Origin of the sequence: Bradyrhizobium guangzhouense, from assembly GCF_004114955.1 — a bacterium.
In the GTDB taxonomy this organism is placed as follows: Bacteria; Pseudomonadota; Alphaproteobacteria; order Rhizobiales; family Xanthobacteraceae; genus Bradyrhizobium; species Bradyrhizobium guangzhouense.
The window spans coordinates 2,905,695-2,931,495 of record NZ_CP030053.1; the positions used below are offsets into that span (position 1 = coordinate 2,905,695).

The window sequence follows — 25,801 nt, forward strand, 5'->3', positions numbered from 1 at the left end:
GGCGATGCCGGCGCATGAGCAGAAATGCGGGGCAGATCGAGCAGTCAATCTGCCCACGCAGTGCCGCGGCGTGAAGCGCCGCTTCGATCGGCTCGCAGCACTGGCGCTCCTCCTCGGCATCTCGGCATCAGGCGCGCATGGGCAGGCTCTGCCTGCTAGCCCCGATGCCGCAGCGCTGGAATCGGGTCAGGAGATTCGCGCCCAGCTCACACCGCGCCAATACACAACGCTATCGAGCGAGATGGCGGCGCGGATCGATCGCATTGCGACCCGGGTCGGTGAGCGGTTCAAGAAGGGCGATGTCCTGGTCGCTTTTGACTGTGCCGCGCAGAAGGCGCAACTCGCGCATGCCCAGGCGGTGTTGACCCAGGCCGAGAAGACCTTCGTCATCAACCAGCGGCTGATGCAGCTGAAGTCGACCGGCCAGCTCGAGCTTGATATCGCGGCCGCGGAAGTCGAGAAGGCCAAGGCCGATCGCTCCGCCGCCGAGGCCGCGGTGGCCAAGTGCACCATCATCGCACCCTTCGACGGCATCGCCGTGGACCAGAAGGCGCGCGAATTCCAGTACACCAATGCCGGCCAACCCCTGCTCGACATCCTCGACGACCACGGTCTCGAGGTCGAGCTGATCGCGCCGTCGCGCTGGCTCGCCTGGCTCAAGCCCGGCATGGCTTTCAAGGTCGAAATCCACGAGACCGATAAATCCTATGCCGCTCAGGTGACGAGGCTGAGCGGTCGGGTCGATCCGGTCAGCCAGACCATCAAGGTGATCGGCGAGATCACGCAGGCCGCGCCCGAGCTGATGGCCGGCATGAGCGGCCGTGCGGTGATCACGCCACCGAGCGGGCAGTGAGGCGAGCGCCAGCTAGCCCAACATCTCTCTGACCATCGGCACCACCTTGCGCCCGTAGAGCTCGATGCTCTTCATCAGCTTCCGGTGCGGCAGCGGGCCCGCCGAATATTTCAGCTGAAACCGCGCAATACGAAGCGCCTTGGCTGTCTTCGCGATCTTGCGCGCCACCGTCTCCGGTGAGCCGACATAGAGAGAGCCGTGCTCGGCTTCGTTGACGAACTCGTCGCGGCCCATCGGCGGCCAGCCGCGCTCGCGGCCGATCCGGTCGCGCATGACCTTGTAGTCGGGCCAGAGCTCTTCGCGCGCCTGCTCATCCGTTTCGGCGACATAGCCGGGCGAATGCACGCCGATCGGCTGCGCCGGGCGGCCGAATTCCTTGAAGGCACGGTGATAGAGATCGACGTAGGGCGCGAAGCGCTCCGGATCGCCGCCGATGATGGCGAGCATCAGGGGCAGGTCGTAATGTGCGGCGCGCACCACCGATTGCGGGCTGCCGCCGACGCCGATCCAGGTTTTGAGCTGGCCGTTCTCGACAGGTGGATAGACCAACTGCTCCTTCAGGGAGGGGCGCAGCTTGCCCTGCCACGTCACCGGTTTCTGCGACAGCAGCGCGGCGAACAGATCGAGCTTCTCCTCGAACAATTCTTCGTATTTGCGCAGGTCGAAGCCGAACAGCGGAAAGGATTCGGTGAAGGAGCCACGGCCGAGGATGACCTCGGCGCGTCCGCTCGAAAGTGCATCGAGCGTCGCAAAGCGCTGGAACACGCGGATGGGATCGTCCGAAGACAGCACCGTCACGGCTGAGCCAAGGTGGATGCGCTTGGTGCGCGAGGCGATCGCGGCGAGGACCGTTTCGGGCGATGAGATCGCGAAATCGGCGCGATGGTGCTCGCCCAGGCCGATGAAGTCGAGGCCAAGCTCGTCGGCCAGCACCGCCTCGTCGACGACGTTGCGGATCACCTGCGCATGGGGACGCATGGCGCCAGAAGCGTCCTTTGTGACGTCGCCAAAGGTATCCAGTCCGAATTCGAGCGGTGCGGTCATCGATCAGGTCTCTGTGGGAGGATCGACCAGATTTAATGGACGGCTGCCAAGCGACAAGGCGGCTTTCGGAAATGCTCGGTTTCCGTTTGGTAGGCCTACCGCCACATCCCCCGCATCCGCGCGCCGATGTCGATCTTCGGCCCCTGTGCCGCGGTGCGCGCTGCGCCGGCAGCCACCTTCGGCCAGGCGGTGCGCTCGAACAGATAGACGAGTTGCTCCGGAATGAAGCGGGTGCGTGAGGCATAGACGTGGCGGTCGCCTTTCGCAGCCTGGCCGTGCACGAAGAAACGCTGCGGCACGACGAGGTGCAGATCGTCCTTGGCGCGCGTCATCGCGACATAGAGCAGGCGGCGCTCCTCCTCCAGCTCGGCGCTGGTGCCGGCGCCGAGATCGGAGGGCATGCAGCCGTCGACGACGTTGAGCACGAACACCGACTTCCACTCCTGGCCCTTCGCCGAGTGGATCGTGGAGAGGATCAGATAGTCCTCGTCGCGGAGCGGAGGTCCGGACTTGTCGCTGGTCGCGTCAGGCGGATCGAGCGTGAGCTCGGTCAGGAACTTTTCGCGCGAGGAATAGCCGCTCGCGATCTGCTCGAGCTGCATCAGATCGGCGCGCCGCGTCTCGGAATCCTCGTGGATGCGATCGAGATGCGGCTCATACCACAGCCGCACGCGCTCGAGATCCGCAGGCCATTCCGAATAGCGCAAATTCTCGACCGTGCGGGCGAAGCTGGTCCAGTCATCGCCCGTGCGCGCCGGCACCGGGAGATGTGCGAGCGTGTGCAGCGGGTCCATACTCTCGGCCATCTGGTCGAGCACGCGCTGCGCGGTGGCGGGACCGACGCCCGGCAACAGATGAAGGATGCGGAAACCCGCGACACGATCGCGCGGATTTTCGGCAAAGCGCAACAGCGCTAGCACGTCCTTGACGTGTGCGGCGTCGAGGAATTTGAGTCCGCCGAACTTGACGAAGGGAATGTTGCGGCGAGTGAGCTCGATCTCCAGCGGACCGGAATGCGAAGATGTCCGGAACAGCACCGCCTGGTGCTTGAGCAGCGCGCCTTGCTCGCGATTGGCCAGCACCTGCTCGACGATATAGCGCGCCTGGTCGGCCTCGTCATGGACGGTGACGAGCTGCGGCTTTTGCGTGGAGTTGCGGTCGGTCCAGAGATTCTTGGTGAAGCGCTCGCGTGCGAGGCCGATGACGCCGTTGGCCGCCGCCAGCACCGGTTGCGTCGAGCGGTAGTTGCGGTCGAGCGTGATCGTCTCGGCGCGGGGCGAGAAACTCTGCGGAAAGTCCAGGATGTTGCGCACGGTCGCAGCGCGGAAGGAGTAGATCGACTGCGCATCGTCGCCGACCACGGTGAGCCCGCGGCCGTCGGGCTTCAGGGCCAGCAGGATCGAGGATTGCAGGCGGTTGGTGTCCTGATATTCGTCGACCAGCACATGATCGAAGCGGCCGCCGATCTCCTCGGCGATCAGCGCATCGCTCATCATCTGCGACCAATAGAGCAGGAGATCGTCGTAATCGAGCACGTGCTGGGCTTGCTTGGCCTCGACGTAAGCCGCGAACAGCCCTTTCAGCTCGGCGGCCCAGCCCGTGCACCAGGGATAGTGCTGGCCGAGCACTTTCTCGATTTCCATCTCGGCATTGACGCAGCGCGAGTAGATTGACAGGCACGTGCCCTTGGCCGGAAAGCGGCTCTCGGTCTTCGACAATCCACGCTCGTGCCGGACCAGATTCATCAGGTCGGCGGAATCCTCGCGGTCGTGGATGGTGAAGGCGGGATCGACGCCGATCCGCTCGGCATATTCGCGCAGGAGACGCGCGCCGATGCCATGGAAAGTGCCGGCCCAGGTCAGCGCATCGCGCATGATCGCGGCATTGTTCTCGCCGAGCACTTTGCGGGCGATGCGCTCGACACGTCCGGCCATCTCGGCCGCGGCGCGGCGGGAGAAGGTCATCAGCAGGATGCGACGCGGGTCGGCGCCGGCGACGATCAAATGCGCGACACGATGGGCGAGCGTGTTCGTCTTGCCGGAACCGGCGCCGGCAATGACGAGCAGGGGCGCCCCCACGGTCGCGCCATCGGCCACGCCATGCTCTACGGCGCGGCGTTGCTCCGCATTGAGCGTGTCCAGATATGACGTCACGAATCGCCCCGGTGAAGCCGCCAGAATCAACGATCCCCCGCCGAATCGCAATGCGGCTGGACGCGGGGGCGCTGAGGATTTAGGGGAGAGGACAGCGCAGGTTCCAGTCCGGACGGATTGCAGACATGACCGATCCCACGCCCGACCTTTTCGAGATGCGCCGGCTGGAATCGCTGAGCAACACCATTTTTGGTGTCGCGATGACCCTGCTTGCCAATGATCTGCCCAAGGCCGGCGAGTTCAAGGCGATGCCGACTTGGAGCGATCTTGCCCAGCTTTATTCCGGACGCCTGACCGGATTGATCCTGAGCTTCATCATCGCGGGCGTGTTCTGGATCAGCCATCACCGCCGGCTTGCCCGCCAGCCGGAGGCTGGCCGCCATATCGTGCTGCTCAACCTCGTGTTCCTGCTGTCGATCGTGCTGCTGCCGGTGACCAACGGCCTTTACGGCAATTACGGCGCGAGCAGCGCCGTGGCCGTGCTGTTTGGCCTGCATCTCACGGTCATTGCCGGCCTCAATGCTGCGCTGTGGTGGCTCGTGATGCACGGCTTCCGCCACCAGCTGATTGCAGCCCTGTTTCCGCTGGCCGTATTTCTGCCGGGCACCATCGTGGCCGCGTTTGCTCCGCAATACGCGTCCTACTTCTGGTTCCTGGCTTTTGGCGGGCTGCTGATCCGCCGCCGCATGGATAGAGCGGCGGCCGGCAAGACCTGACGGCGCGGCCGTCCGTCATCCCTTTGACTTTGCCGCGCCGAACCCATCGGCCGGCACGTAGAGCTTGACCGGCCGGATCTCGTAGACCGCACTCGGATTGACCTCACGCAGCTTCCGCGCCGCCGCGATCGCCTCTTCATCCGTGTCGTAGTTGACGAGGTGGAAGCCGAGAAGCTGCTCCTTGGTCTCGGCAAACGGGCCGTCGAGCACGATGCCGGCGCCGGGGCCGCGCAAGGTGCGGGCCTTTTTGGTGTCATCCAGACGGGCGGCCGGCCCGAGATGTCCGCTGGCCCTCAACGGCGCCTGGACTTCGATGACCTTGGCCACGACAGCAGCGTCCTCCTGCGGCGTCCATTCCAGAAGCTCGTCTTCCACGTGATAGGCCAGGATCGCGTAAAGCATTGTTACCTCGCTTGTTTTTGGGCGGCGCCGCCGGCAAAATATCACCGCCGCCGATACTGACAATGGTGACGCGCCAAATATTGCGTCTCGGCGATGCCGGCGAAATCATCCTGAAACCCGATTGCGGCCTGGCGGCGTGAACGCCGGCCGAAGGCCGGGCGACTGATGGCCACCAAGAGCCATCAAGGACTATCGGAGGCGGCCATGTCGACCATCAAGATCATCTGCGACGCGCGGCGGGCAGGGACGTCCGAGCCGGCTGATCTGCATGATCGGGCAGGCCATCATCGCTACTACGGCAGCTCGGTCGAGAACGGCGGCGAGCGCATCGTCGAGAGCCGCCGCGGCAAGCGGCCATCAGTGCTCGCCATCTTCGGATTCTGAATCGCGCCTCGAGCCGGCATCGTCAGGGCGTACTCAGGACCTGCTTGACGAGCGCCTCGCGCAGCGCCGCCAGTTCGCCGCTCGCCTCCATCTGCGCAATCACCTGTCCAACCTTCGGCACGAGGTCGCGGTGGCGTTCGTGCAAGTAATGGAAGATGCGGATGCGCTCGAGCGGCGGCGACAGTGGATAGATCCTGGCTTGCAGATTGAGCTTGCGGACCGCGACCAGCCCGCTGAAGAGGTCGGTGACGATCACGTCGAAACGATCGGCATCGAGCATCATGATCATGTTCTCGATGCCGGCGGTTGCCGTGACGTGGTCCATGCCGCGCGTGCCGGCTTCCGACGAGCCGACGCCACGGACGATGCCGATGCGCAAGTCCCGGATCGAATTCCAACCGTCCACGACGAAATGAAGCCTGGTCGTGAACACGGCCGGCTCGATGTAGTTGATCGCGGGCGTCACCTGCAGCAGGGTGGGGTATTCGCTCGACAGCGTTCCGATGCGCTGGATTTCGCCGTCGACTTCGCCGCCGCTCGACAGCGTGAGCGCCCGCTTGCCGGGGACGTCTACGAATTCGAGCTTGATGTTCAGCTTGGCGTAGACGGCGCGAAGCATTTCGCCGCCGACATATTGATCGGGGATGTCGGCGATCCGGGCCAGCCGGATCACCGACTGCGCGTGGGATGAGCCGGCTGCAAGCAGCGACAGGCAGACGACGATGATCCGCCACATGAGCGCCTCTCGGCCGTTCCTTGCTACCATTGAGTTCTGATACGAGCGCGATCTACCGCAGATGGCGGTTGCGCGGAGCCACAACGCACCGTTCGCCCGCCATGCGCGCGAATCCCTGATATCACCAATGTCATTTTAGCACGCGAAGTGGTAGTTTGCGCAAAGATCCTGCTGCTGGGCGCAAGATATGACCCCGCCGACCTCAGATCGCCCATGGGCCGACAGGATTGCTGCGCGCATCGCGTGCTGAGCGAGAATCAAAATCATCGAATCGCGTGCGGCTGCGACCGGCAGACCGAAGAGGAGTGTCGCCATTTTCCGGGACGGGGTGCATGGGCAACGCAGGTGACGAGAGTTCCGATCGCAGCCGCGCTGTTGCGCCAGCGGCAGCGAAGCCGGATTTGAGCGGCATCGGAGCTGGGTTCACGTCCCCGATGCTCGCGACCTTGTCGTCGCGGGTATTCAACTGGTCGCGCAGCGGTATCGGGCCACGCCTGCTTGCCGCCGTGCTGCTGTTCTCATCGCTGGTGACGTTGACCCTGACTGCGCTGCAGCTCTACCTGGACTACGACCGCGAGGTCGGCATGATCCAGACAAGGCTCGAGGAGGTCGGTCGCAGCACCACGGGCAGCCTCGGCGAGAGCCTGTGGAGTCTCGACCAGAACCAGCTCAAGCTTCAGCTCGAAGGAATCCTGCGGCTGCCCGGCATGCGCGCCGCCGAGGTCCACGAGATCGCCGATCGTCCCAAGCCTATCAGTGTCGCCGTCGGCGAACGAGGTGGCCGCTCGGTCGTAACGCGCGACTATCCCCTGACTTACACGATTCAAGGGACCGCGCGTCCTATCGGCGTGCTGCATGTCGAGGCGACGCTCAGTGACGTCTATCGGCAATTGCTGAACCGCGCCCTTGTCATCCTGGCAAGCCAGGCGGCAAAGACGTTCCTCGTCTCATTGTTCATCATCTACATGTTCCACTTTCTGGTGACGCGTCACCTGGTCGCCATCGCCGAGTTCGTCAGCAAATTCAATCTGGCGCGGCCGCCTCCGCCATTGCATCTGGAGCGCCGGCCGCCTTCTGATCCCGACGAGCTCGACAGGGTGATCGACGCGTTCGACGCCATGCGCGCCAACCTCGAGCGTGCCTATGGCGAGCTGCGCGAGGCCAATGCGAATCTCGATCGTGATCTGAAGATCCGCCGGCGCGCCGAAGAGGATGCGCGCGCGAGCGAGCAGCGCTTTCGCGACTATGCCGAGACCGCCTCCGACTGGTTCTGGGAAACCGGACCGGATCACGTCTTCACCTACATCTCGGAACGGGCCGATGCCTTTGGAATGGATCGCGAGGCCCTGATCGGCAAGCGACGTCCGGATGCCGCCTTCGATCAAAACGCCGAAGTCGAGAAATGGCGCGACCACATCGCAACGCTGGATCGCCACGAGCCGTTCCGCAAGTTCGAGTATCGCGGCCGCGATGGAGCCGGCCGTCTGCATTATTTCAGCGTCAACGGCCAGCCGGTGTTTGGCGATGACGGACATTTCATGGGCTATCGCGGCTCTTCCACCGATCTCACCGCGCAGCATGAGACCGAGGAGCGGCTTCGCCAATCCCAGAAGATGGATGCGATCGGTCAGCTCACTGGCGGCGTCGCGCACGACTTCAACAACGTGCTGACCGTCATCACCGGGACCATCGAGATCATCCAGGAGGGGCTCGCGGACAAGCCCGAGCTCGCCGCGATTGCCCAGCTCATCGACGACGCGTCCTCGCGTGGGGCCGAGATCACCTCGCAGCTGCTGACCTTCGCCCGGCGCCAGCCGCTGGAGCCGCGCGAGGTCGATGTCAACGCGCTCGTCGCCGAGACGGCGAAGCTGTTGCGGCCGATCCTCGGCGAGCATGTCGAGATCGTGACGCATCTCGGTGACGATGCGTGGCCGGCCATGGCCGATCCGTCGCAGCTTTCGTCGGCGATCGTCAATCTCGCCGTCAACGCACGCGATGCGATGCCGGGCGGCGGCCGGCTCACGCTCGAGACCGCAAACCGGGAATTCAACGGCACCGACAATGCTGACGGCGAAGCCGGCTCTTACGTCATGATCGCGGTGGCCGACACCGGTCACGGCATTCCCGCCGAGATTCGCGACCGCGTGTTCGAGCCGTTCTTCACCACCAAGGGGGTCGGTCGCGGCACCGGACTTGGGCTGAGCATGGTCTATGGCTTCATCAAGCAGACCGGTGGCACTGTTGCGATCGAGAGCGAGGAGGGGCGCGGCACGGTGATGAAGCTGTTCCTGCCGCGATCGGCGGGCGATGCGACGGCGAAGACGGCACCGGCGCCGCCGCCGGCGCTGACGCGTGGACACGAGACCATCCTCGTGGTCGAGGATGATCCGCTGGTGCAAGGCTACGTCATCGCCCAGCTCGGCAGCCTCGGCTATCGCACGCTGACGGCCAGCGATGGTGCAACCGCGCTGGCGTTGGTCGACCGGGGGGCGAGCTTCGATCTTCTGTTTACGGACATCATCATGCCCGGCGGCATGAACGGGCGGGAATTGGCAGATGCCGTTCGGCTCCGACGGCCGGACGTGCGGGTGCTCTACACCTCCGGCTATACCGACAACGCGATCGTTCACGAGGGGCAGCTCGATGCCGGCGTGGCGCTGCTCCGCAAGCCGTACCGGAAGGCTGAGCTGTCGCGGAAGATCCGAGAGGCGCTCGGGGGCGGGGGGCGCTCCGAGTGATGGGCGCGATGTCTGGGAAAAGAGTCTGACCAAAGAAAAGGCGCGGCGGGGAAGCCCCGTCGCGCCCGATTTCTTGCTCGCTGGTCCAGGGCTGAGAGCGTCCCGATGCCAAGCCCAATCTAGAACTTAGCGGGCGATCCCAGCGAGGTGACAGCGCTTGGTAAAAGACACTGGATCACCTCCTTTCGTTGATTGCGGAAGACTTCAATATAGGGCGGAAGGCCGTAGCTGTTAAGGGGGCCGCGGAGGTGCGGAACCGACCCCTGTGCGCAAGGGCGGAAAGCCGGCGAAAGCGGCCCCCGGGGCAGTTGAGACCGCCGCCCGGCCGTGTTAGGGAGCCCCTGTCGCGGGTGTAGCTCAATGGTAGAGCAGCAGCCTTCCAAGCTGAATACGAGGGTTCGATTCCCTTCACCCGCTCCAGCCTTTTCAGAGGCTTGGCGAGCCGGCAAAGATCGTCACGAGACCGATCGTCAGGAGCCTTGCCGGCAACAGCCTGATCCGGACGCCGGCAGGTCGGGCCGTCAGCAAGGTCCATTGTCCGCTCCCGGCTCGAGGCTCGGAATTGCGCGGGGCAGTGCTTCGCCAGGGGCTTGCTACTCCGGCGTTGTCCGATTGGTGCGCGCGGGTTCGTCATAGCCCTTGCGACGACTATAGAACATCAGCGCGATCAGGCCGCAGCCGGTGACCAGCATCAGGATCGTGGCCAATGCGAATAGAATGTTGCCGTAAAGCGGCATTGATGGCGCGTTTTTCCAGACTGATACGCCGAACCAAATTGCCGCAATGAGAAGACCTGCCAGTATGATGACAAGTCGCCGTTGGTTCGTGTTTCGCAACGTTGTCCTCCATCACCAAGGGCTGCAGTCTGCGTCACAAACCTGCCGCAGATGGATCGCGCGAGTTGAGAGACGTGTTCCTAGCGCCACCTCCATCCGCAATGACGACGACCGCGATGCCACCAGCAAACCCAGCGGCGCCTGCGCGGCCGCGGGGGCGGGCGACCCCAGCCGGGACCGGGTCCCCAACCAGGCCCGGGACCGGGTCCCCACTGCGCCGGCGTGATCAGGTCCGACGGCTTGCGGGCTTCGCTGAGGTCGCGGGCAAGATCCGGGGCGATCGGCATCGCCTCCGCCACCTCGATGAAACGAACCCCTATGGCGCCGATCGCCACGGCGGCAACGGCATTCTGGGCGAGGCCAAGGAAAGCCCGACGGCTGGGAGTGTTCATCGTCTTCTCCTCGTTCGTTACGCAGTTTGCCACGCCGCTCTCCCGATCCGCGCGACGATCGGCACGAGGGTAGCTCCGAACCCACAAATTCGGCATCCGACGAAACCCTGAGCGGCGGTGCGGGAATATTCGCATGGACCTGGCTGGCGTCGATCGATGGCGCGCGATCACGGGCGGCTATCGCCTCCCGCGCGGACCCAGCCGCAAATTGGTCACGCCTGCAGCGAGGTTGATTCCGATCGCTCGCTCGATCGACAGCGGCTGCAACATGATGCTCCGGCGCGAGCCGCCAATCAGGACGTTGGCGCCGAGGCTCGGGCCGAGTGCGATATTGCCGCTGGCTCCGACATAGCTGCCTCGCAAGGTAGCGGGGCCGATCCGCGAATTCCTGGCGAAGACCGCCCAGGACAAGGTGCCTGCCGAGGTCACACCAAGGTCAAGACCGACGCGCCTGATGAATCCCTCATAGACGTATTGGCGCGGCGGTCTTCCGGAGTAGAACACGCAGCGCAGCGATTGCGCCGATCCGAGCACGAGCCCCACGCGCGGCGTGCTGAAGCACAAAAGTCTGCCGACCCGGAATGCGTCGGCGCGAGCGGGAGAGGCGGCGCAAACCAAGGCGAAGGCGCCGATGGACATGTATCGTATCATTCGCATTCAAGCCTCCATCTCGCTGTTCATGGGCGAAGTCGCGGGCTGGCGGTCGCGGCGAAGCCAGAACGTGATGCCGAGGCCGATCAGCAGGACCGCGCCGAGCAGGAAGAAGAAGACCGACTGCTTCAGCCACGATATCGCCGGGACGGCCACGCCCATGGCGAGGCCGAGGAAAGAGATTTGCAGCGACAGAAGGCTGACGCCCGCGAGGAACGTGCCGAGGGCGAGCAACGTCAGCAGGACAAGGCCGGTTGCCGGTGTAGGAAGCAACTGCTGGACACCCGACGCCAGCATAATGTTCATTGTGACGAGCACGGCAATCCAGTGCAGCGCCTGGGTCCAGATCAATCGGAGCCGGGTGTCCCTGCCTTGGGTTTCCGGCCATTTCGTCATGATGCAGACGACGCAGATCGCAAGTGCCAGGAATTCCCAGTAGCCGACGAGAGGCTGGTGGGAGACGTTGGTATAGGCAACGCCCGCAATGGCGAGCACCAGCGCTACGACATAAGGAAGCTGCTGCCACAGGAAACGACCCGTGACGGATTGAGGCAACGGCGGCTCCGTACCGGCGTTTCGGTGCACATCGATCTCGGTCATGGGCTGTCCACTCACGATCTGCCGCTGTTGGAGGTTTGCCTGGAGCCGTCGCCAAGGTAATCCTCGACGTAGAATCGGATGATTGCGACGCGGCCGATTGCGACCAGCGGCATGGCCAGCGCGATGCCCAGAACACCGAACAGCGCCCCCAGCAGGACGATCGCGACCAATGTCCAGGCAGGAGGAATTTCGACCGCCTGACGCTGGATCAGTGGGCCGATCACATAGCCTTCCACGGACTGGATGATGGTGTAGATGGCGACAGCCCAGATCAATAGCGAGCTGCCGAGCGGCATCGCGACGAGTGCGATCGGAATGGCGGCCACGATGGGGCCGAGATAGGGAATGAAATTCGACAGGCCCGCCTGCAGTCCGAGCACGAAAGGTCCAGGCAGCCCGATGAGATAGAGTGCGACCCAGACCCACAGCGTCATGAGGATGATGCGGATGAGCTGTCCGACAAACCACAGCCGCATGACGTTGCCCATCTCGTCCATCACGGCCCTTGTCCGCGCGCGGTAGGACTGCTCCACCAGCATGACCAGGCTCTCGCGATGGCTGATCGGATCGAAGGCAAAGAGGACCCCGAGGAACAGGACCACCAGAGCGCCAGTCAAAAGGCTCGACGCTCCGCCGAGCAGGAATTGAGCATGGCTGAGAAGACGGCCCTGGTCCGAGAGCAGCCATTGCGCGAAGTCGCGGCCCCATTCCGGGCCGAGCAGGTCGACGCCGTAGGACAGCAGATGCTGCTGCAGGATGTCGAGCTGGCCGTCCATCACCTTCAGCAGAAGGCGCGTCTGCTCCGGCAGCTTGCCCGCGCCCCACGCCAGCCCCAATCCCGACAGGACCGAGAACAGCAACAGGACCACCGTCAGCCGCCAGACGCGCGTGAGCGGAAGAACGGGAGCCACGGCCCGCGCGGAGGCATCGAGAAACGCGGCGAACAACACGCCTGCGAAGATCAGCAGAAGACTCGAGACCGTCTGCCAAACCAGAAACAGGCAGACGCAAGCGGCGAGCAGGATGAGGCCGGTCACCAGAATGCTGCGCCGCGCCTCCGGCGGGTCGGTGGGATCGCCGCGTGGAGCGACCTCGCGGAGCCTCTCCGGTCCTGTTCTGGAATCGCTCATGGATCCGTCCCATCGCGGGAGTGGACTATCGCCTGCGGCAGCTAGGTGCGGGTGCGTCGGCTGCCAAAGTGCGGATGCTTTCCGCCGCGATGGCGCCAGTAGCGGTGCTTTGTCGGGTTCGTATTCGTATTGGGTGTTGCGGCCTCCGGCGCGGCCGCGCCGCTCTCCTTTGGAGCGGATACGCCTGTCACGGTGGACTGCGCCAACAACGGGGGCGGACGTGCAGCAACCGCTGACAATCCGCTCAGGATCAAGACGGCGCACACAGTCCGGACGTTCATGCTCGCCTCCGTGTGATCAAGGACAAGGACTCAGATCGCGATGACTCCGACTGCCAGCGCGTAGACGCCGGCACATGCGGCGATTGCCAGCGCTGCAAACATCACGGCTTCGAACGGCTTGAAGACCGCTTCCTTGCGTTCGCGCTTGGCCAGGAAAAACAGCAGCGTCCCGGGCGCGTACAGGATTGCCGACAGCAACAGAAACTTCGGGCCGCCGGCGAAGATCATGGCGGCGGCGTAGACCGTGGCGACCGCCGATCGGATCCCGTCGACGATGTGGGCGCGTCCGCTGCCGTGATAGGTCTCGCGGCCATACGCCAGCTTCAAGCCGTACGCCGCAACGAAGAAGTACGGAATCAGCGTCATCGAGCTCGTCATCTTCAAGGCGAGCGTGAACGCATATTCGGCAAACCAGGTGACCAGCAGGAAGGCCTGGATGACGCAATTGGTCAGCCAGAGCGCCCCGACGGGAACCTGACGCTTGTTCTCCCTTGCGAGAAACGACGGCATGGTGCGGTTGAGGGCCGCCGAATGCAGCACCTCTGCCGCGAGCAACGACCATGACAGATAATTGCCGAGGATCGAGATCAGCAGCGCCACGCTGATGAAGATGATCCCCCAACGGCCGACCATCGCCTCCATCACGCCGGCCATGGACGGCGTTGCAAGGCCTGCGAGCCGTTCTCGCGGCATCACGCCGTAGGACAACAATGTCACCAGGACGAGGAGCGAGAGGACGGCCAGGAAACCGAGGACAGTCGCGATGCCGATGTCCGAGCGATCCCTGGCATAGCGAGAATAGACGCTCGCTCCCTCGATGCCGACGAATACGAACACGGTGAGCAGCATCGTGCTGCGGACCTGCCCGAAAACCGTCGCTAGGCTCGGTGGCTCCGTGCCCCAGAAATTCTGCCGGAACAATTCCGGGTCCATTGCGACAATCGCCACGGCAATGAACACCACAATCGGGACGATCTTGGCGTAGGTCGCAACCGTGTTCAACGCGGCCGCCCCCTTGATGCCTCGCAGCACCAGGCAATGCACACCCCACAACAACAAAGATGCCGCTACGATCGCCGTCGGGGTGGTGCCGTCGCCGAAGACGGGGAAGAATTGCCCAAGCGTGGCCTTGATCAGGATGAGACAGGCGACGTCGGCAAGACAGCAGCCGATCCAATAGCCGGCCGCCGAAGCAAAACCGATGTATTCGCCGAATCCTGCCTTGGCGTAGGCATAGATGCCGGCATCAAGGTCCGGCCTGCGGCGCGACAGCGACTGGAACACGAAGGCCAGCATCAGCATGCCGGTGCCTGCAATGATCCAGGCAATCAAGGCCCCGAGTGCGCCGGTGGCTCGGCCGAACGACGCCGGCAATGCGAAGATGCCGGAGCCGACCATCGATCCGACCACCAGCGCTATGAGCGCGCTACGGGAGAGCTTTTGATCGGCCTCGTTCGACGACGGTGCCATGACGGCGCGGCCCTCCAACCCGAGATGCGGCTGGCACGGATGCCTGCCAATCCTGGCGAAGACCTTAAAGGCAGCTTCCCGGCCCGCACATCAGGGATTCTCTGTAGGGAGCAGGGGCAGGAAATCGGCCTGTCGGCCGTTCGCGCCTTGCCTTCAGGCCTCGGCGGCGAGAGCCGTTGGGCCTCGATCGGAGCCGGATGACGGCTCGCGACCGGCTGCGACCAGCACGATGCCGGAGCGGAAGAATTCGCCGGCCTTTGCGAGCTCGGCGGCAATGCGTCGAGCATGCTGTGCGGCGGCATCCTGATCGGCGTGTTCGCATCCGGTCCCGTCGGAACACAGACCGTACTTGTCGACGATATGGAAATAGAAGCGCATGCCGGATGGATTAAGCCGGACTGCCGCCGGCTTCCAAGTGACAAACGCGTAAGGGGCCTCCTCCAAAAGGAGGATGCGGCAGTGGCGGTGCCAAATTGCCGAAATGTAATGGTGGGGACCCGATGCCGGCAAATTGCAGCGCATCGGGTGGTTTCCCCGCCGACACTCGGGTGATTGTCCAATGCCGTCCGCTGGACCCGAAGGCTAGCATCGCTTCGGTCAGCGAGCTCTGAGAGGAGACGAGCAATGTCAAACTATGATCAGAACCTGACGGCCTCCGGCGGGTCCGGCGCCGGCGCAACCGCGCTGGATGTTGGACTGCGCAACTACATGATGCGCATCTACAACTACATGGCTGCCGGCGTCGGCGTGACCGCGGTCGTCGCGTGGCTGACCTATCAACTCACCGGTCCGGCATTGCTGCAGAGCCCGTTGATGTTGGTCTTCATCCTGGCGCCGCTGGGGCTGGTCTTCTTCATCGGCTCGCGCATCAACAGCTTGTCGGTCTCGACGGCGCGGCTTCTGTTCTTCATCTATGCGGCACTGGTCGGCGTCTCGCTCTCGACGTTGTTCCACATCTACACCAGCGCCTCGATCACGCGCGTCTTCTTCATCGCTGCCGCGACGTTCGGAGCGCTCAGCGTCTTTGGCTACACCACAAGGCGCGACCTCTCCGGCCTCGGCACCTTTCTTTTCATGGGCCTGATCGGCGTCATCATAGCCAGCCTGGTGAACCTCTTCCTGCGCTCGACCGGACTCGACTGGCTGATCTCGATCGTGGGCGTCGGCGTCTTTGCCGGGCTCACCGCCTATGACACGCAGCGTATCAAGGCGATGTACGACGCCGGCGACGATGAAACGTCGGCGGGCCGGAAGTCCGTGATTTCAGCCCTGTCGCTCTATCTCAACTTCATCAACCTGTTCATGATGCTGCTGCGCCTCGCCGACGGCCGGCGCTGAGCCGCCGCGGGAGACCGTTCAGGCCGCTGGCCGCGCCGCGGCGGCGCTTGCGAGCGCGTTGCGCAGGGCCTGTTCCTTGGCGTCATCCAGAGACGTCTTCAGCACGGTCCCTCCGGCGTCCTTGATCTCCTTCAGCACCTTGTCTGCGGTCATGTTCTTGATCAGAACGAACAAGGCTGCATTACCGGTGTGGAGCGAGGCAGACAATTCCTTCATGAAAGCATCGTCGATGCCGAAATCGGACAGTGCGCCACCGAGCGCGCCGGATGCCGCGCCGACCGCGACACCGAGGATGGGATTGAGGAAGATCACGCCGATCAGCAGGCCCCAGAAGCTTCCGGTCATCGCGCCCATTGCCGTCGTGTTGACGAGCTGATTGAGCTTGATGCCGCCGGAATCCGTCTTCACGGCAATCACGGCGTCGCTGATCGTGATCAAATATTCCTTCTGCAGCCTGAGCAGGCGTTGACGCACGTCTTCGGCCTTCGCCTCGGATGGGTACACGATCGCCACTAGATCAGACATGGAAACCTCCTGCTGGATCGAGCTCCGCGGCCTCAGACAGAAGCGCAAAACGGATGCGCTGGTGCTGCTGGCGGAACGTACTGCTCGAGATTAAGCGTCGCTCCGCGCGTGCGGCATCGGCGAAAACCCTCACGCGTCGGGATGAATGTTCCTGATCGTAGGCCCCGGCGATACCGCGCCCGTGTGCCGGTCGCGCCGCACGCTCCCTGAATGGCGTTCGTCGCAGTTCGACGTCGCCGCTTTTGCATCGGCACGAAACTACCGCGCGTCAGGTCGACTGACCATCATGTAGCCGGGAGTAGGATAGCCGCCGCCTGCGATCCACCCGCATCGTAAAGTTCGTCTAAATTGGAAACAGCTACGGCAGCTCGCTGACGATATGACCCTCAGGCATTCCCTGTCTTCAAATTGCTGAAACACCTAATTTTTAAGGGGAGTCGAAAGGCCTACTCTGCAAACGCATTCTACAAAGGAGACGAACATGTCGAAATCAAACCTGTCGCGGGCGTCTGCTCTGGTCGTCCCGGCGCTATCGTTGATCGTCGCTGCAACTGCAATCACATTCACCGCGGGCATGTTGGCTCTCGCTTCGCCGGCGCAGGCCCGGGAAATCCAGTGGTGCGCCAAGATACACGGACGAGGCACCAGCTGTATGTACCATACTGAAGAGCAATGCCGCGCATCGATCAGCGGAAGGGGTGGCACTTGCGTCCGCAGGCGCACCTAGCGCGCAGAGTTTATCGCTGACCGATGACCGTTTGTCTTGAACGTGAATTTCAAGCCATCTGCAACGACTGCTGCGCGGCGAGAAATGGCCGCGCAGCGACGTGCGCCGTTCCGCGACCGCCTGGCAGGATGGGCCCGAGAAAAAGACGATTACCGACGATGCGGCCGGTCGAGTCCACGGGTTCAATTCGCAGTGAACATCGCGGCGGCGAGCAACAGCGTCACGAGAAGTAGTGCGATGCCGGTCGTCGACCACTGACGAAGACCATCGTCGCCCGTCTCGACGAGGCCGCCAAAATCAAGACAGATGCGTCGGAGAGGACCCAAGCCCCTCGTCGGAGTCTTCCAGGTCGCCGAATGGGCGAGCCTGTGTGGCCAGGGACTGAACAGGATCGCCAGCGCCGTTCCTCCCATCGCAGGCAACATGAATTTGAACAGTGCGTCGAGGCCGAACGACCTCAACGCCGCGCCATGCGGAACAGGCAAATAGTGCTCCCAGGGCACCACACCGAGTGAGAGCGAACAGAGGGCGAGTGAAAGTGCAGCCAGATCGCGGCTGCGCGGCGCGTCACCGGCGAGGGCAATCGGCAGGTCCGAGGGTGCGAGTGCATGCGCCAGAACCAGCACCACATAAGCGGCCGTGAACATTCCCCCGGCCTGGAGCACGATGACCCACCACCACTGTCCTGTGCTGGTTGCTTGCTCGAGCAATAAATCCTTGGCAAGGGATGCTCCGCTCGGCTGTACCCCCATCAGCGCGATGCCGCCCAATGCGAAGGCGAGGACGCTCAAGGGCAGCGCGCGCGCAACGCCGCCCAGCCCGATGATGCGATCGTGGCCCAGGGCGCCGTAGATCGATCCGACGGCCAGAAACATCGATGCCTTCGCGGTGGCGTGGGAGATTGCCTGCAGCAACCCGCCCGCCAGGGCTTGGCCATGATCGAGCTGACCCGAGGTGTTGAGGGCGAGAGGGAATATCAGGAAGAGATAGCCGATTTGAGCCAGGGTCGAGTATGCGATCAGGAGTTTCAGGCGTTCCTGCCGCAAAGCGACAACGCTTCCGAACAATATCGCCGCGGCTCCGAGCGCAGCGAGCAATTGCGATGCGGCGAAGCCGGGCAGGGCGGGCATGACGTCGAACCAGAGCCGCAGGAGGATGAAGAATGATCCCTTTACGACGAGACCGGACAGGATGGCGCTCGCGGCTGCGGGTGCGCCGGCATGGGCGGGTGGCAGCCAGAGGTGTAACGGAAACAGGGCGGTTTTGGCGAGGAGACCGGTTGTCATCAGGGCCACTGCAATGAGCGGCCCAGGTTCAGCGCTGACACGACGTGACAGCAATACGATATCGAGCGTGCCATAACGGCCATAGAGGAGAGCCGTGCCCAGTAAATAGAGCACGGACCCCAGCAGTGCGAACAGCAGATAACGTAGCGCGGCTCGCAGTGTCTCCGGGCGGCCGTCCAGCGAGACGAGCGGCACGGCGGCGAATGTCAGCAATTCCAGGGCGACATAGAGCGTAAAGAGGTCTCCACCGACAAAGATTGTGTTCAGCGCCCCCCAGATCGCCAGCAGCAGGATCCAGAACGCGAATGGCGCGCGCGGTGCGGCCGTCGTGGGACGAAATTCGGTCATCGCAAACACGGAGACCGCAGAGATCACGACCGCGGTCGCTGCGAGCATCACTGCAGACAATCCATCGGCACGAAGTGCGACGCCCAACGGGGGCGTCCAGGCGCCCAGCAGGTAGACGAGAGGGCCCTTGCTCCGCGGCAAGACCAGGACCGTCGCCGCGACGATCGTCAGCATGGTCGGGATGATCGTGAATACGACAAATCGGACCCAACGACCGCCGAGCACGAAGGCCAGCAAGACCCCTGCGACCGGAACGGCGATCGACAGCACCAGCAGGAATCCGCCTGGGGCCGTCACCGCATCCGGCACTGGGGCGGGGGGCAGCATCAGTCACCGGGCGAATCTGGGTCGGCGCGCAACGGCGCGTCACTGAGCGTCGCAGTGCCAGCGGCCTTGAACAACCGCAGCAGCAGGGCAATTGCGAGAGCCGTGGCAGAAAATGCGACGACAACCCCGGTAATCACCAAAGCCTGGGGCACTGGATCATTGCCGAGACCCGCTGCTGCACCGCGCCGTCCGACCACGCCGAACAGAAGGAACACGCCGCTGCCGACCAGATTGAAGGCGATGATCTTGCGAAGAGGCTGCGGATTCGTGATCAGGCCGTAGAGCCCAAGTCCGACCGCGGCAGCAGCGCAGAATCCGAATACCGTTGTGCCGCTCATGGCTTCCAACTCCGCTCCGGCGCGCCGGCGAGAAGCAGGCCGAGGGTTGCGGCGATCGTCAGGACCATTGCGACCTCGATCCCGAGTATCAATGGCTTGGCGAGCGCCGGCGGATAGGAAAGAAACGCAGCTCCGGACAGGAGGCCGACGAGGCCGACGAGCAGAAACAGGCAGGGCCCGGCGACGAGGATGAACCGCAGCCATCGACGGCCTGTGGGTGGTGTATCCGCCAACCCGGCCATGATGGTCAGCAGCCACATGGACGCGAGAATGGCGCCGCCTTGAAATGCTCCGCCGGGATGGTCGGCGCCGGTCCAGAGGATATAAATCCCGACGACGATGCCAACCGGCGGCAACAGCCGTGCAAGAAAGGCGAGAACGCCATTTGGATCGGTCTCGTGGCGCGGTCCCGGACGGCCGTCCCAGGCGCTGTCGGGTGCAAGCGACCAAACCCCGACGATTGCCAGCAACAGGACGACCTTCTCGAGCATCGTATCCATTGCGCGAAACGCCATGAGCACGTTAGTGACGGAGTTCGACAGACCCGTTGCCCAGGCATTTGCAACAGCAGCCGGAGCAAGCGTCGGAGCCGCATCGGGTAGCAGCACGACCGCGCCGGCCAGCGCCGCGGCAATCAGCGCCGACAGTGCTGCCGCGCTCGCCCGCATCACCTCACCCGGCGTTTCCGACGCCATCAGGTCGGCATCGCGCAATCGCGCGGCCGCGCCCAACAGCAACACGCCGCCAAGCCCCCCGCCGATTGCGGCCTCGGTCAGCGCGACGTCGACAGCGTCGAGGCGCACCCAGATGAGAGCCACCAGCAGTCCGTAAGCAACGAAGCCGACCGTCGCCGAAAAGGTCTCGCGCACGACGATTGTCCAGACGCCGAGGCCCAGCAAAACCGCGGCGAGCACTATCTCGAAGATCGTCGCGATGCTCATCTGATCGATTTGCCATGGCGCGCAGCACGCGCAATCAGTTGCGAGACCGTCGCCCCCGCGAGCAGGCCGAGCAGCCAGATACTGATCAACTTCAGCCCGTCGCGAAGCCCTCCTGCTTGCGGGAGCAATCCAAGCACGACGAGACCGAGGCCGAGATTGTCCGCCTTGGTGAGCGCGTGCAGGCGCGTCAGGGTATCGGGAAAGCGAAGGAGGCCGACGGTGCCGGCCAAAAAGAACAACGCGCCTGCCGACACTGCCGCAATCGTTGTCATGTCGCGCACGAGGCTCATTCGCCCTCCATTGACGAGGTCTCGTCGGTTTCCGTTTCGAACCGAGGAAGCCCCTTCTTGACGAACGCAATAGAGGCGAAGGTGGCCAGAAGCGCCAAAGTCAGCGCGACGTCGATTGCCGCCGGTACGTCCGCTACGGTGCCGAGCAGCAGCAACGCCGCAATTCCTCCGGTCCCGATCAGCTGCGTCGCCATCATGCGGTCGGCGTCCCCGGGACCGCGCAGGATCGACACCAGCCCAAGCGCCAGCATGGCCAGGACGAAGCCGACCGCGGCTGTCAGAAACTCAGTCATTGTAAAGCGCGCGAACCAACGCAATCTCCTCTGCAGCGAGGTCCTCGACCACGGGCTGTTCGACGTCGAGGCAGTGATAGAGGATCTGCGTGGTGTCTTCTCCGGCCGGCACGCTGCCTGGCAGCAGGCTGGTGAGCGTCGTGAACACGTTACGACGCGGGCCGCGCGGCAACCCGGTCGGATACGCGATAAATCCTGGGTGCAGCGGCAGCCGCGGATCGAGTGCACGCCTCGCGACATCGGCTCCCGCAACGACGGAGTGGTACAGGAAGAGCAACGTCAATCGAAAGATGGCGCGAGGCGAGGGCCGCGCGGTGCCAGGCTCCAGCAAATGCAGACTTGTCCAGGTTGCTGCGGCGATGGCGATGATCGCAGCCGGAATGTCATTGGGAGAGGCGCCGGCGAGCACGAGCCAGAGGCAAAGAAACCATGCCGCGCGGGAAGTCGCGCTCCGCCACGGAACTCCGGCTGTGACGTGCGCGCGCACATCTCGTCTCCCTGAGGATCCTGCCATTGAGTGCAAAACGGTGCGCTTCTGATCGGACCGGCGATATTGGGTGATTGCCTGATCGGGGGCCGGGAATTCCCTAGAGCCTCGCCGGCATGTCGTTCACGACTGGACCGGCCGCTGGCCCGCGTCCGGGCTCCGCGGCAACCGCGATTGCATCCGGCCACACCGGGTAGATTTACCGATGGGTATGGCCGATCCCTTGGGCAAAGATGCCGGTTGGCGATACCGCGAAATCGCGATCTCGGGAAAGGCTGACCGGCAACACGTCCGGATCTTGAAGGGCTCATCGCCATGCGCGGCCGCCGAACGACACCGTCGCAAGTCTTTGCATTGACGCTGATGGTCGCTGCATCCGCGTTGATCCTGGCGGCGTGCGGACGCGAGCCGGAAACGAAGCAACCACAGCCGCGACCGGTCCGGACCACGACGATCGAAAAGCGCGAGAGCCTGGTGCCGCTGACCTTCACGGGTCGGATCGAGGCCGAGGACGAGGTGAGCGTCGCCTTCCGGATCGCGGGACGCTTGCTTGCGAACGACGCCAAGGTTGGCGAGAGGGTTGAGGCCGGGCAGCTGCTGGCCCAGCTGGAGTCTCAGAACGAGCTGAGCAATTTGCGGCAGGCGCAGGCGGCTCTTTCCGCAGCCCAAGGCCAATTGACGCAGGCGCGCAACCACTACGAGCGTCAGGAGACCCTGTTGGGGCAGGGGTGGACCACGCGCGCCAATTTCGAGGCGGCGACGCAAGCAAGACAGACCGCACAGTCGCAGGTCGAGGCGGCGGAAGCGCAAGTCAGCTCTGCACATGATCTCGTCAGTTTCACCGAGCTGCGCGCCGACGCGCCGGGCAAGATCACCGCGACGGGGCCGGCTGCCGGCGAGGTCGTTCAGGCCGGGCAAATGATCGCCAAGATTGCAAGACAGGACGGTCGCGACGCGGTCTTCGACGTTGGTGCCCAAATGGTCAGAGCGGCACCGGCCGATGTCGAGGTCGCCGTCAGCCTGACGGATGATCCGAAAGTCACGGCGCGAGGCCGCATCCGGCAGATCGCAGCGCAAGCCGACCCTGTGACCCGCACGTTCGAGGTCAAGGTCGGCCTGACGGATCCGCCGGCCGCGATGCGTCTCGGTGCGACCGTGAATGGACGCGTCGAAAGCAGTTCCGGGCCGGTGATCGACATACCGGCAAGCGCATTGACGCGGATCAATCAGCAGCCGGCCGTCTGGATCGTCGATCGCGCGACGAGCCTCGTCTCGGCACGCAATGTCGATATCCTGCGCTTCGACCAGGCACAGGTCATCGTCTCGCAGGGATTGGATGCCGGAGAGATCGTCGTCACCGCCGGTGTTCAGGCGCTTCATCCGGGCCAGAAGGTGCGCGTGCTCGGGTCAGGGCCATGACCGGACTCAATCTCTCCGAATGGGCGCTCAAGCATCGCTCGCTCGTCGTCTATGTCATGATGGTTGCCGTGTTCACCGGTTGCCTGGCGTATTTCCGGCTTGGCCGGAACGAGGATCCCTCCTTCATCATCAAGACCATGGTGGTTCAGACGGCCTGGCCGGGGGCAACGGCCGAAGAGACGATGAAGCAGGTGACGGAACGACTCGAGCGCCAATTGCAGGAAACGCCTCATCTCGACTTTCTGCGCAGCTTCACCCAGGCAGGTCTCGTCACGATCTTCGTCAACCTGAAGGGAAGTGCGAACGCCAGGCAGGTCTCCGATACCTGGTATGAGGTCAGGAAGAGCGTCGGCGACATGCGCCACACGCTGCCCGCGGGGGTTATCGGTCCGGGCTTCGATGACGATTTCGGCGATACGTTCGGCATCGTCTACGGCTTTACCAGCGACGGCTTCACCCAGCGGGAGTTGCGGGACTATGTCGAGGATATCCGTTCCCAATTGCTCCAGGTCCCGGACGTAGCGAAGATCGAGCTGCTGGGCGCACAGGACGAGGTGATCTTCGTCGAATTCTCCAAGCAGGAGCTTGCGACTTTGGGCATCGACCGGTCGGCTCTGCTTGCCGCGCTGCAGGCGCAAAATATCGTCCGGCCGGCGGGCACGATCCAGACGGGCCAGGAAACCATCTCAATCCGGGTGTCAGGCAGCTTTCAATCGGAGCAGGACATCGCCAGCGTCAATTTTGTTGCGGGCGGTCGCACGATCCGCCTCAGCGACATCGCGCAGGTGCGGCGCGGCTACGCGGATCCGCCGCAACCGATGTTCCGGGTCAACGGCCAGCCGGCGATCGGGCTCGCAATCGCAATGCGCGATGGCGGCGACATCCTAGCACTCGGCCGGAACATCAAGAACGCGATGGCGCGGATCACCGCCGACCTCCCGATCGGAATCGAGCCTGTTCTCGTCGCCGACCAGGCCGTTGTGGTCGATAGCGCGATCCGCGAATTCATGACGTCGTTGTTGCAGGCGATCGCCATCATCATGGTCGTGAGCTTCATCAGCCTCGGAATCCGTCCCGGGCTTATCATCGCGCTGGCCATTCCGCTGACGCTGGCCATCGTATTCCCGATCATGGAGATCGCCCGCATCGACATGCAGCGGATATCGCTGGGAGCGTTGATCATCGCGCTCGCACTGCTGGTCGACGATGCGATGACGACCACGGATGCGACCCTCAATCGGCTGGCACAGGGCGCCAGCAAGGTCGAGGCTGCGACGTTCGCATATCGCAGCCATGCCTTCGCCATGCTGGCGGGAACGCTGGTGACGATCGCCGGCTTCATTCCGGTCGGTTTCGCCGCGAGCTCGGCCGGCGAATATACGTTCTCGCTGTTTGCGGTGGTCGCGATCGCGCTCTTGGTGTCGTGGTTCGTCGCCGTGATCTTCACGCCGCTGCTCGGCGTCGTCATTCTCGTGCCGCCGAAGCAGGAGAACTCCTCCAAGCCCGGCAGGATATTCCGCTTCTATCGCAATCTTCTCACGCTCGCGATGCGCGCCAGGTGGTTGACGATCGCGATCTCGCTGGCGCTCTTCGTCGCGTCCATTCTTGCCTTTCCGTTGATTCCGCAGCAGTTCTTTCCGGCATCCGATCGGCCCGAATTGCTCGTGGATCTCAGCCTGCCGCAGAATGCGTCGATCTTTGCCAGCGAGGCCGCAGCGAAGCGGCTGGACGCGGCGTTGGCCGCTGATCCGGATGTCGGCCACTGGAGCACCAATGTGGGGCGCGGTGCAATCCGCTTCTACCTTCCGCTCAATGCGGAGCTTCCGAACAGCTTCTTCACGCAGGCCGTCGTCGTGGCGAAGGACGTTGCAGCGCGCGAGCGCCTGCAGGCGAAGCTGGAGCGTCTTCTCGCGGAGGAGTTTCCGAGTGCCGTGTCGTCGGTCGCGCCGCTCGGCCTCGGCCCTCCGGTCGGATGGCCGCTGCAATATCGGGTTAGCGGGCCCGATGTGGAACGCGTCCGTGAGACCGCGCTCAAAGTCGGGCAGATCATTGCCTCCGATCCCAGGACCAAAGGCGTCAATTTCGACTGGATGGAGCCGCAGCGACAGCTGAACATTCGCGTCGATCAGGATGAGGCACGTCGTCTCGGGCTGAGCTCGCAGGCGATCTCGAGCGTGTTGAACACCGTGATATCAGGCGCGACCGTGACCCAGGTCCGCGACGACATCTACCTGGTCGACGTGGTGGCCCGGGCCGTCGATGAACAGCGCATCTCGCTCACCAACCTGCGGACGCTTCAGGTGCCGCTGCCCGGCGGAAGGACGGTGCCGCTCGGCCAGCTTGCGACGTTCGGATACCAGCAGGAATATCCCCTGATCTGGCGACGCGACCGGGTCCCGACCCTGACGGTGCGCGCCGACATTAGCGGTGGAGTACTGCCGGATACGGTGGTCGACGCCCTCTCGCCCGCCATCGACAGGCTGAGGGCGACGCTTCCTGCCTCCGACGGCGTGGCCGTCGGGGGGACGGTGGAAGAGAGCCAAAAATCGCGAGCGTCGGTCCTCGCGGTGGTGCCCATGATGCTGTTCGTCATGTTCACGATTCTGATGGTCCAGCTGCAGAGCTTTTCACGGCTATTCATGGTGGTCAGCGTGGCGCCACTCGGGATGATCGGCGTCGTTGCCGCGCTGCTGCTCTCGGGCAGGCCGATGGGCTTCGTCACCATTCTCGGCGTTCTCGCCCTGCTCGGTATGATCAGCAAGAACGCGGTGATCCTGATCAGCCAGATCGATGCGGAGCGCGCGCAGGGCAAGAGCCCCTGGGAGGCCGCGGTGGATGCCAGCAGTTCGCGGTTCCGCCCCATCATGCTGACAGCGGTGTCGACCGTTCTCGGCATGATCCCGATTGCTCCGACCGTGTTCTGGGGGCCGATGGCCGTCGCCATTATGGGCGGCCTGCTGGTTGCGACGTTGCTGACGCTGGTCTTCCTCCCGACACTGTATGTGACCTGGTTTGGCGAGAAGGGGCGAGCCGGGGCTTCCGCTGCTTCGCCGTCTTGAGCTGCTGTTTCCCGGTGAGGGAAATCCCGGGCCTCGA

General features: G+C 63.9%; 26 protein-coding genes and 1 tRNA gene. 9 read left to right on the top strand and 18 right to left on the bottom strand.

What is annotated here, in order from left to right; translation table 11 throughout:
• Nucleotides 1–70: 70 nt before the first annotated feature.
• Nucleotides 71–853 carry an efflux RND transporter periplasmic adaptor subunit gene (locus XH91_RS13955; protein WP_206733158.1) on the top strand — a complete coding sequence of 261 codons (783 nt, stop codon included), beginning with the start codon at nucleotides 71–73 and terminating at the stop codon, nucleotides 851–853.
• 12 nt (nucleotides 854–865) lie between these two features.
• Here XH91_RS13955 and XH91_RS13960 read toward each other — a convergent pair whose 3' ends face one another.
• Nucleotides 866–1,897 (bottom strand): LLM class flavin-dependent oxidoreductase, encoded by a 1,032-nt coding sequence (locus tag XH91_RS13960; RefSeq protein WP_128951129.1) that lies wholly within the window; start codon nucleotides 1,895–1,897, stop codon nucleotides 866–868.
• A gap of 95 nt (nucleotides 1,898–1,992) precedes the next feature.
• Nucleotides 1,993–4,050, bottom strand: a complete 2,058-nt coding sequence (locus XH91_RS13965; protein ID WP_128951130.1) for an ATP-dependent helicase — start codon at nucleotides 4,048–4,050, stop codon at nucleotides 1,993–1,995.
• A gap of 125 nt (nucleotides 4,051–4,175) precedes the next feature.
• Here XH91_RS13965 and XH91_RS13970 point away from each other — a divergent pair, with 125 nt between their 5' ends.
• A complete protein-coding gene (locus XH91_RS13970) occupies nucleotides 4,176–4,766 on the top strand; it encodes a TMEM175 family protein (RefSeq protein WP_128951131.1) in 591 nt (196 codons plus the stop codon).
• A 15-nt stretch (nucleotides 4,767–4,781) separates the two neighbouring features.
• On the opposite strand, the gene XH91_RS13975 is transcribed toward XH91_RS13970, so the two are convergent.
• Nucleotides 4,782–5,168, bottom strand: a complete 387-nt coding sequence (locus XH91_RS13975; RefSeq protein ID WP_128951132.1) for a YciI family protein — start codon at nucleotides 5,166–5,168, stop codon at nucleotides 4,782–4,784.
• Between the two features lie 204 nt (nucleotides 5,169–5,372).
• On the opposite strand from XH91_RS13975, the gene XH91_RS13980 reads away from it, so the two are divergent.
• Nucleotides 5,373–5,552 (top strand): hypothetical protein, encoded by a 180-nt coding sequence (locus tag XH91_RS13980; protein WP_206733157.1) that lies wholly within the window; start codon nucleotides 5,373–5,375, stop codon nucleotides 5,550–5,552.
• A 22-nt stretch (nucleotides 5,553–5,574) separates the two neighbouring features.
• Here XH91_RS13980 and XH91_RS13985 read toward each other — a convergent pair whose 3' ends face one another.
• On the bottom strand, nucleotides 5,575–6,288 hold the full coding sequence (locus tag XH91_RS13985) for a substrate-binding periplasmic protein (protein ID WP_128951134.1): 714 nt from the start codon (nucleotides 6,286–6,288) through the stop codon (nucleotides 5,575–5,577).
• A gap of 332 nt (nucleotides 6,289–6,620) precedes the next feature.
• Between XH91_RS13985 and XH91_RS13990 the strand changes: the two genes are divergently transcribed.
• Together XH91_RS13990 and XH91_RS13995 are read left to right on the top strand one after the other, a co-directional pair.
• Complete coding sequence (locus XH91_RS13990) at nucleotides 6,621–9,026, top strand: ATP-binding protein (RefSeq protein WP_128951135.1); 2,406 nt, start codon at nucleotides 6,621–6,623, stop codon at nucleotides 9,024–9,026.
• A 346-nt stretch (nucleotides 9,027–9,372) separates the two neighbouring features.
• A tRNA-Gly gene (locus tag XH91_RS13995) sits at nucleotides 9,373–9,446 on the top strand.
• 173 nt (nucleotides 9,447–9,619) lie between these two features.
• Here XH91_RS13995 and XH91_RS39405 read toward each other — a convergent pair.
• The 7 genes from XH91_RS39405 to XH91_RS14035 all read right to left on the bottom strand — a co-directional run bounded on the left by XH91_RS39405 (nucleotide 9,620) and on the right by XH91_RS14035 (nucleotide 14,764).
• Entirely contained in the window at nucleotides 9,620–9,763 is a 144-nt protein-coding gene (locus XH91_RS39405; protein ID WP_245477327.1) for a hypothetical protein, read from the bottom strand.
• A gap of 179 nt (nucleotides 9,764–9,942) precedes the next feature.
• Nucleotides 9,943–10,254 (bottom strand): twin-arginine translocation signal domain-containing protein, encoded by a 312-nt coding sequence (locus tag XH91_RS14005; protein ID WP_164934190.1) that lies wholly within the window; start codon nucleotides 10,252–10,254, stop codon nucleotides 9,943–9,945.
• 177 nt (nucleotides 10,255–10,431) lie between these two features.
• The gene (locus XH91_RS14010; protein WP_128951138.1) at nucleotides 10,432–10,911 is read right to left on the bottom strand and encodes a DUF992 domain-containing protein; all 480 of its coding nucleotides are present in this window, start codon (nucleotides 10,909–10,911) and stop codon (nucleotides 10,432–10,434) included.
• The gene (locus tag XH91_RS14015; protein WP_128951139.1) at nucleotides 10,912–11,505 is read right to left on the bottom strand and encodes a hypothetical protein; all 594 of its coding nucleotides are present in this window, start codon (nucleotides 11,503–11,505) and stop codon (nucleotides 10,912–10,914) included. It lies immediately after the preceding gene.
• A gap of 11 nt (nucleotides 11,506–11,516) precedes the next feature.
• The gene (locus tag XH91_RS14020; RefSeq protein WP_128951140.1) at nucleotides 11,517–12,635 is read right to left on the bottom strand and encodes an AI-2E family transporter; all 1,119 of its coding nucleotides are present in this window, start codon (nucleotides 12,633–12,635) and stop codon (nucleotides 11,517–11,519) included.
• Nucleotides 12,636–12,946: 311 nt separating this feature from the next.
• On the bottom strand, nucleotides 12,947–14,386 hold the full coding sequence (locus XH91_RS14030; RefSeq protein WP_128951142.1) for a basic amino acid/polyamine antiporter: 1,440 nt from the start codon (nucleotides 14,384–14,386) through the stop codon (nucleotides 12,947–12,949).
• Between the two features lie 153 nt (nucleotides 14,387–14,539).
• The gene (locus tag XH91_RS14035) at nucleotides 14,540–14,764 is read right to left on the bottom strand and encodes a DUF6894 family protein (RefSeq protein ID WP_128951143.1); all 225 of its coding nucleotides are present in this window, start codon (nucleotides 14,762–14,764) and stop codon (nucleotides 14,540–14,542) included.
• 246 nt (nucleotides 14,765–15,010) lie between these two features.
• On the opposite strand from XH91_RS14035, the gene XH91_RS14040 reads away from it, so the two are divergent.
• On the top strand, nucleotides 15,011–15,724 hold the full coding sequence (locus tag XH91_RS14040) for a Bax inhibitor-1/YccA family protein (RefSeq protein WP_128951144.1): 714 nt from the start codon (nucleotides 15,011–15,013) through the stop codon (nucleotides 15,722–15,724).
• A gap of 18 nt (nucleotides 15,725–15,742) precedes the next feature.
• On the opposite strand, the gene XH91_RS14045 is transcribed toward XH91_RS14040, so the two are convergent.
• Complete coding sequence (locus XH91_RS14045) at nucleotides 15,743–16,249, bottom strand: DUF1269 domain-containing protein (protein ID WP_128951145.1); 507 nt, start codon at nucleotides 16,247–16,249, stop codon at nucleotides 15,743–15,745.
• 574 nt (nucleotides 16,250–16,823) lie between these two features.
• Between XH91_RS14045 and XH91_RS40095 the strand changes: the two genes are divergently transcribed.
• Nucleotides 16,824–16,976, top strand: coding sequence for a DUF3551 domain-containing protein (locus XH91_RS40095; protein WP_430648555.1), 153 nt, complete (start codon nucleotides 16,824–16,826; stop codon nucleotides 16,974–16,976).
• Nucleotides 16,977–17,158: 182 nt separating this feature from the next.
• Here XH91_RS40095 and XH91_RS14055 read toward each other — a convergent pair whose 3' ends face one another.
• Genes XH91_RS14055 through XH91_RS14080 form a run of 6 tightly spaced genes read right to left on the bottom strand, consistent with a single transcriptional unit; the run spans nucleotide 17,159 to nucleotide 21,286 of the window.
• A complete protein-coding gene (locus XH91_RS14055; RefSeq protein ID WP_245477328.1) occupies nucleotides 17,159–18,880 on the bottom strand; it encodes a complex I subunit 5 family protein in 1,722 nt (573 codons plus the stop codon).
• Between the two features lie 56 nt (nucleotides 18,881–18,936).
• Nucleotides 18,937–19,275 carry an NADH-quinone oxidoreductase subunit K gene (locus tag XH91_RS14060; protein ID WP_128951148.1) on the bottom strand — a complete coding sequence of 113 codons (339 nt, stop codon included), beginning with the start codon at nucleotides 19,273–19,275 and terminating at the stop codon, nucleotides 18,937–18,939.
• Nucleotides 19,272–20,216, bottom strand: a complete 945-nt coding sequence (locus XH91_RS14065; RefSeq protein ID WP_128951149.1) for a Na(+)/H(+) antiporter subunit B — start codon at nucleotides 20,214–20,216, stop codon at nucleotides 19,272–19,274. The genes XH91_RS14060 and XH91_RS14065 overlap by 4 nt, the downstream gene beginning before the upstream one ends.
• Nucleotides 20,213–20,506, bottom strand: a complete 294-nt coding sequence (locus XH91_RS14070; protein WP_128951150.1) for a monovalent cation/H(+) antiporter subunit G — start codon at nucleotides 20,504–20,506, stop codon at nucleotides 20,213–20,215. The genes XH91_RS14065 and XH91_RS14070 overlap by 4 nt, the downstream gene beginning before the upstream one ends.
• Nucleotides 20,503–20,799 (bottom strand): MrpF/PhaF family protein, encoded by a 297-nt coding sequence (locus XH91_RS14075; RefSeq protein ID WP_128951151.1) that lies wholly within the window; start codon nucleotides 20,797–20,799, stop codon nucleotides 20,503–20,505. Before XH91_RS14075 ends, XH91_RS14070 begins: the two co-directional genes overlap by 4 nt.
• Complete coding sequence (locus XH91_RS14080) at nucleotides 20,792–21,286, bottom strand: Na+/H+ antiporter subunit E (protein WP_245477330.1); 495 nt, start codon at nucleotides 21,284–21,286, stop codon at nucleotides 20,792–20,794. Before XH91_RS14080 ends, XH91_RS14075 begins: the two co-directional genes overlap by 8 nt.
• A gap of 315 nt (nucleotides 21,287–21,601) precedes the next feature.
• Here XH91_RS14080 and XH91_RS14085 point away from each other — a divergent pair, with 315 nt between their 5' ends.
• Nucleotides 21,602–22,705, top strand: a complete 1,104-nt coding sequence (locus XH91_RS14085) for an efflux RND transporter periplasmic adaptor subunit (protein ID WP_128951152.1) — start codon at nucleotides 21,602–21,604, stop codon at nucleotides 22,703–22,705.
• Nucleotides 22,702–25,764 (top strand): efflux RND transporter permease subunit, encoded by a 3,063-nt coding sequence (locus tag XH91_RS14090; RefSeq protein ID WP_128951153.1) that lies wholly within the window; start codon nucleotides 22,702–22,704, stop codon nucleotides 25,762–25,764. The genes XH91_RS14085 and XH91_RS14090 overlap by 4 nt, the downstream gene beginning before the upstream one ends.
• The last annotated feature ends 37 nt before the right edge of the window (nucleotides 25,765–25,801 follow it).

Bases quoted from the DNA above. Each gene is read 5' to 3' on its own strand.
- XH91_RS13960 (WP_128951129.1), bottom strand. From the start codon at position 1,897: ATGACCGCACCGCTCGAATTCGGACTGGATACCTTTGGCGACGTCACA.
- XH91_RS13970 (WP_128951131.1), top strand. From the start codon at position 4,176: ATGACCGATCCCACGCCCGACCTTTTCGAGATGCGCCGGCTGGAATCG.
- XH91_RS13975 (WP_128951132.1), bottom strand. From the start codon at position 5,168: ATGCTTTACGCGATCCTGGCCTATCACGTGGAAGACGAGCTTCTGGAA.
- XH91_RS13980 (WP_206733157.1), top strand. From the start codon at position 5,373: ATGTCGACCATCAAGATCATCTGCGACGCGCGGCGGGCAGGGACGTCC.
- XH91_RS13985 (WP_128951134.1), bottom strand. From the start codon at position 6,288: ATGTGGCGGATCATCGTCGTCTGCCTGTCGCTGCTTGCAGCCGGCTCA.
- XH91_RS13990 (WP_128951135.1), top strand. From the start codon at position 6,621: ATGGGCAACGCAGGTGACGAGAGTTCCGATCGCAGCCGCGCTGTTGCG.
- XH91_RS39405 (WP_245477327.1), bottom strand. From the start codon at position 9,763: ATGCCGCTTTACGGCAACATTCTATTCGCATTGGCCACGATCCTGATG.
- XH91_RS14005 (WP_164934190.1), bottom strand. From the start codon at position 10,254: ATGAACACTCCCAGCCGTCGGGCTTTCCTTGGCCTCGCCCAGAATGCC.
- XH91_RS14010 (WP_128951138.1), bottom strand. From the start codon at position 10,911: ATGCGAATGATACGATACATGTCCATCGGCGCCTTCGCCTTGGTTTGC.
- XH91_RS14015 (WP_128951139.1), bottom strand. From the start codon at position 11,505: ATGACCGAGATCGATGTGCACCGAAACGCCGGTACGGAGCCGCCGTTG.
- XH91_RS14020 (WP_128951140.1), bottom strand. From the start codon at position 12,635: ATGAGCGATTCCAGAACAGGACCGGAGAGGCTCCGCGAGGTCGCTCCA.
- XH91_RS14030 (WP_128951142.1), bottom strand. From the start codon at position 14,386: ATGGCACCGTCGTCGAACGAGGCCGATCAAAAGCTCTCCCGTAGCGCG.
- XH91_RS14035 (WP_128951143.1), bottom strand. From the start codon at position 14,764: ATGCGCTTCTATTTCCATATCGTCGACAAGTACGGTCTGTGTTCCGAC.
- XH91_RS14040 (WP_128951144.1), top strand. From the start codon at position 15,011: ATGTCAAACTATGATCAGAACCTGACGGCCTCCGGCGGGTCCGGCGCC.
- XH91_RS14045 (WP_128951145.1), bottom strand. From the start codon at position 16,249: ATGTCTGATCTAGTGGCGATCGTGTACCCATCCGAGGCGAAGGCCGAA.
- XH91_RS40095 (WP_430648555.1), top strand. From the start codon at position 16,824: ATGTTGGCTCTCGCTTCGCCGGCGCAGGCCCGGGAAATCCAGTGGTGC.
- XH91_RS14060 (WP_128951148.1), bottom strand. From the start codon at position 19,275: ATGAGCGGCACAACGGTATTCGGATTCTGCGCTGCTGCCGCGGTCGGA.
- XH91_RS14065 (WP_128951149.1), bottom strand. From the start codon at position 20,216: ATGAGCATCGCGACGATCTTCGAGATAGTGCTCGCCGCGGTTTTGCTG.
- XH91_RS14070 (WP_128951150.1), bottom strand. From the start codon at position 20,506: ATGAGCCTCGTGCGCGACATGACAACGATTGCGGCAGTGTCGGCAGGC.
- XH91_RS14075 (WP_128951151.1), bottom strand. From the start codon at position 20,799: ATGACTGAGTTTCTGACAGCCGCGGTCGGCTTCGTCCTGGCCATGCTG.
- XH91_RS14085 (WP_128951152.1), top strand. From the start codon at position 21,602: ATGCGCGGCCGCCGAACGACACCGTCGCAAGTCTTTGCATTGACGCTG.
- XH91_RS14090 (WP_128951153.1), top strand. From the start codon at position 22,702: ATGACCGGACTCAATCTCTCCGAATGGGCGCTCAAGCATCGCTCGCTC.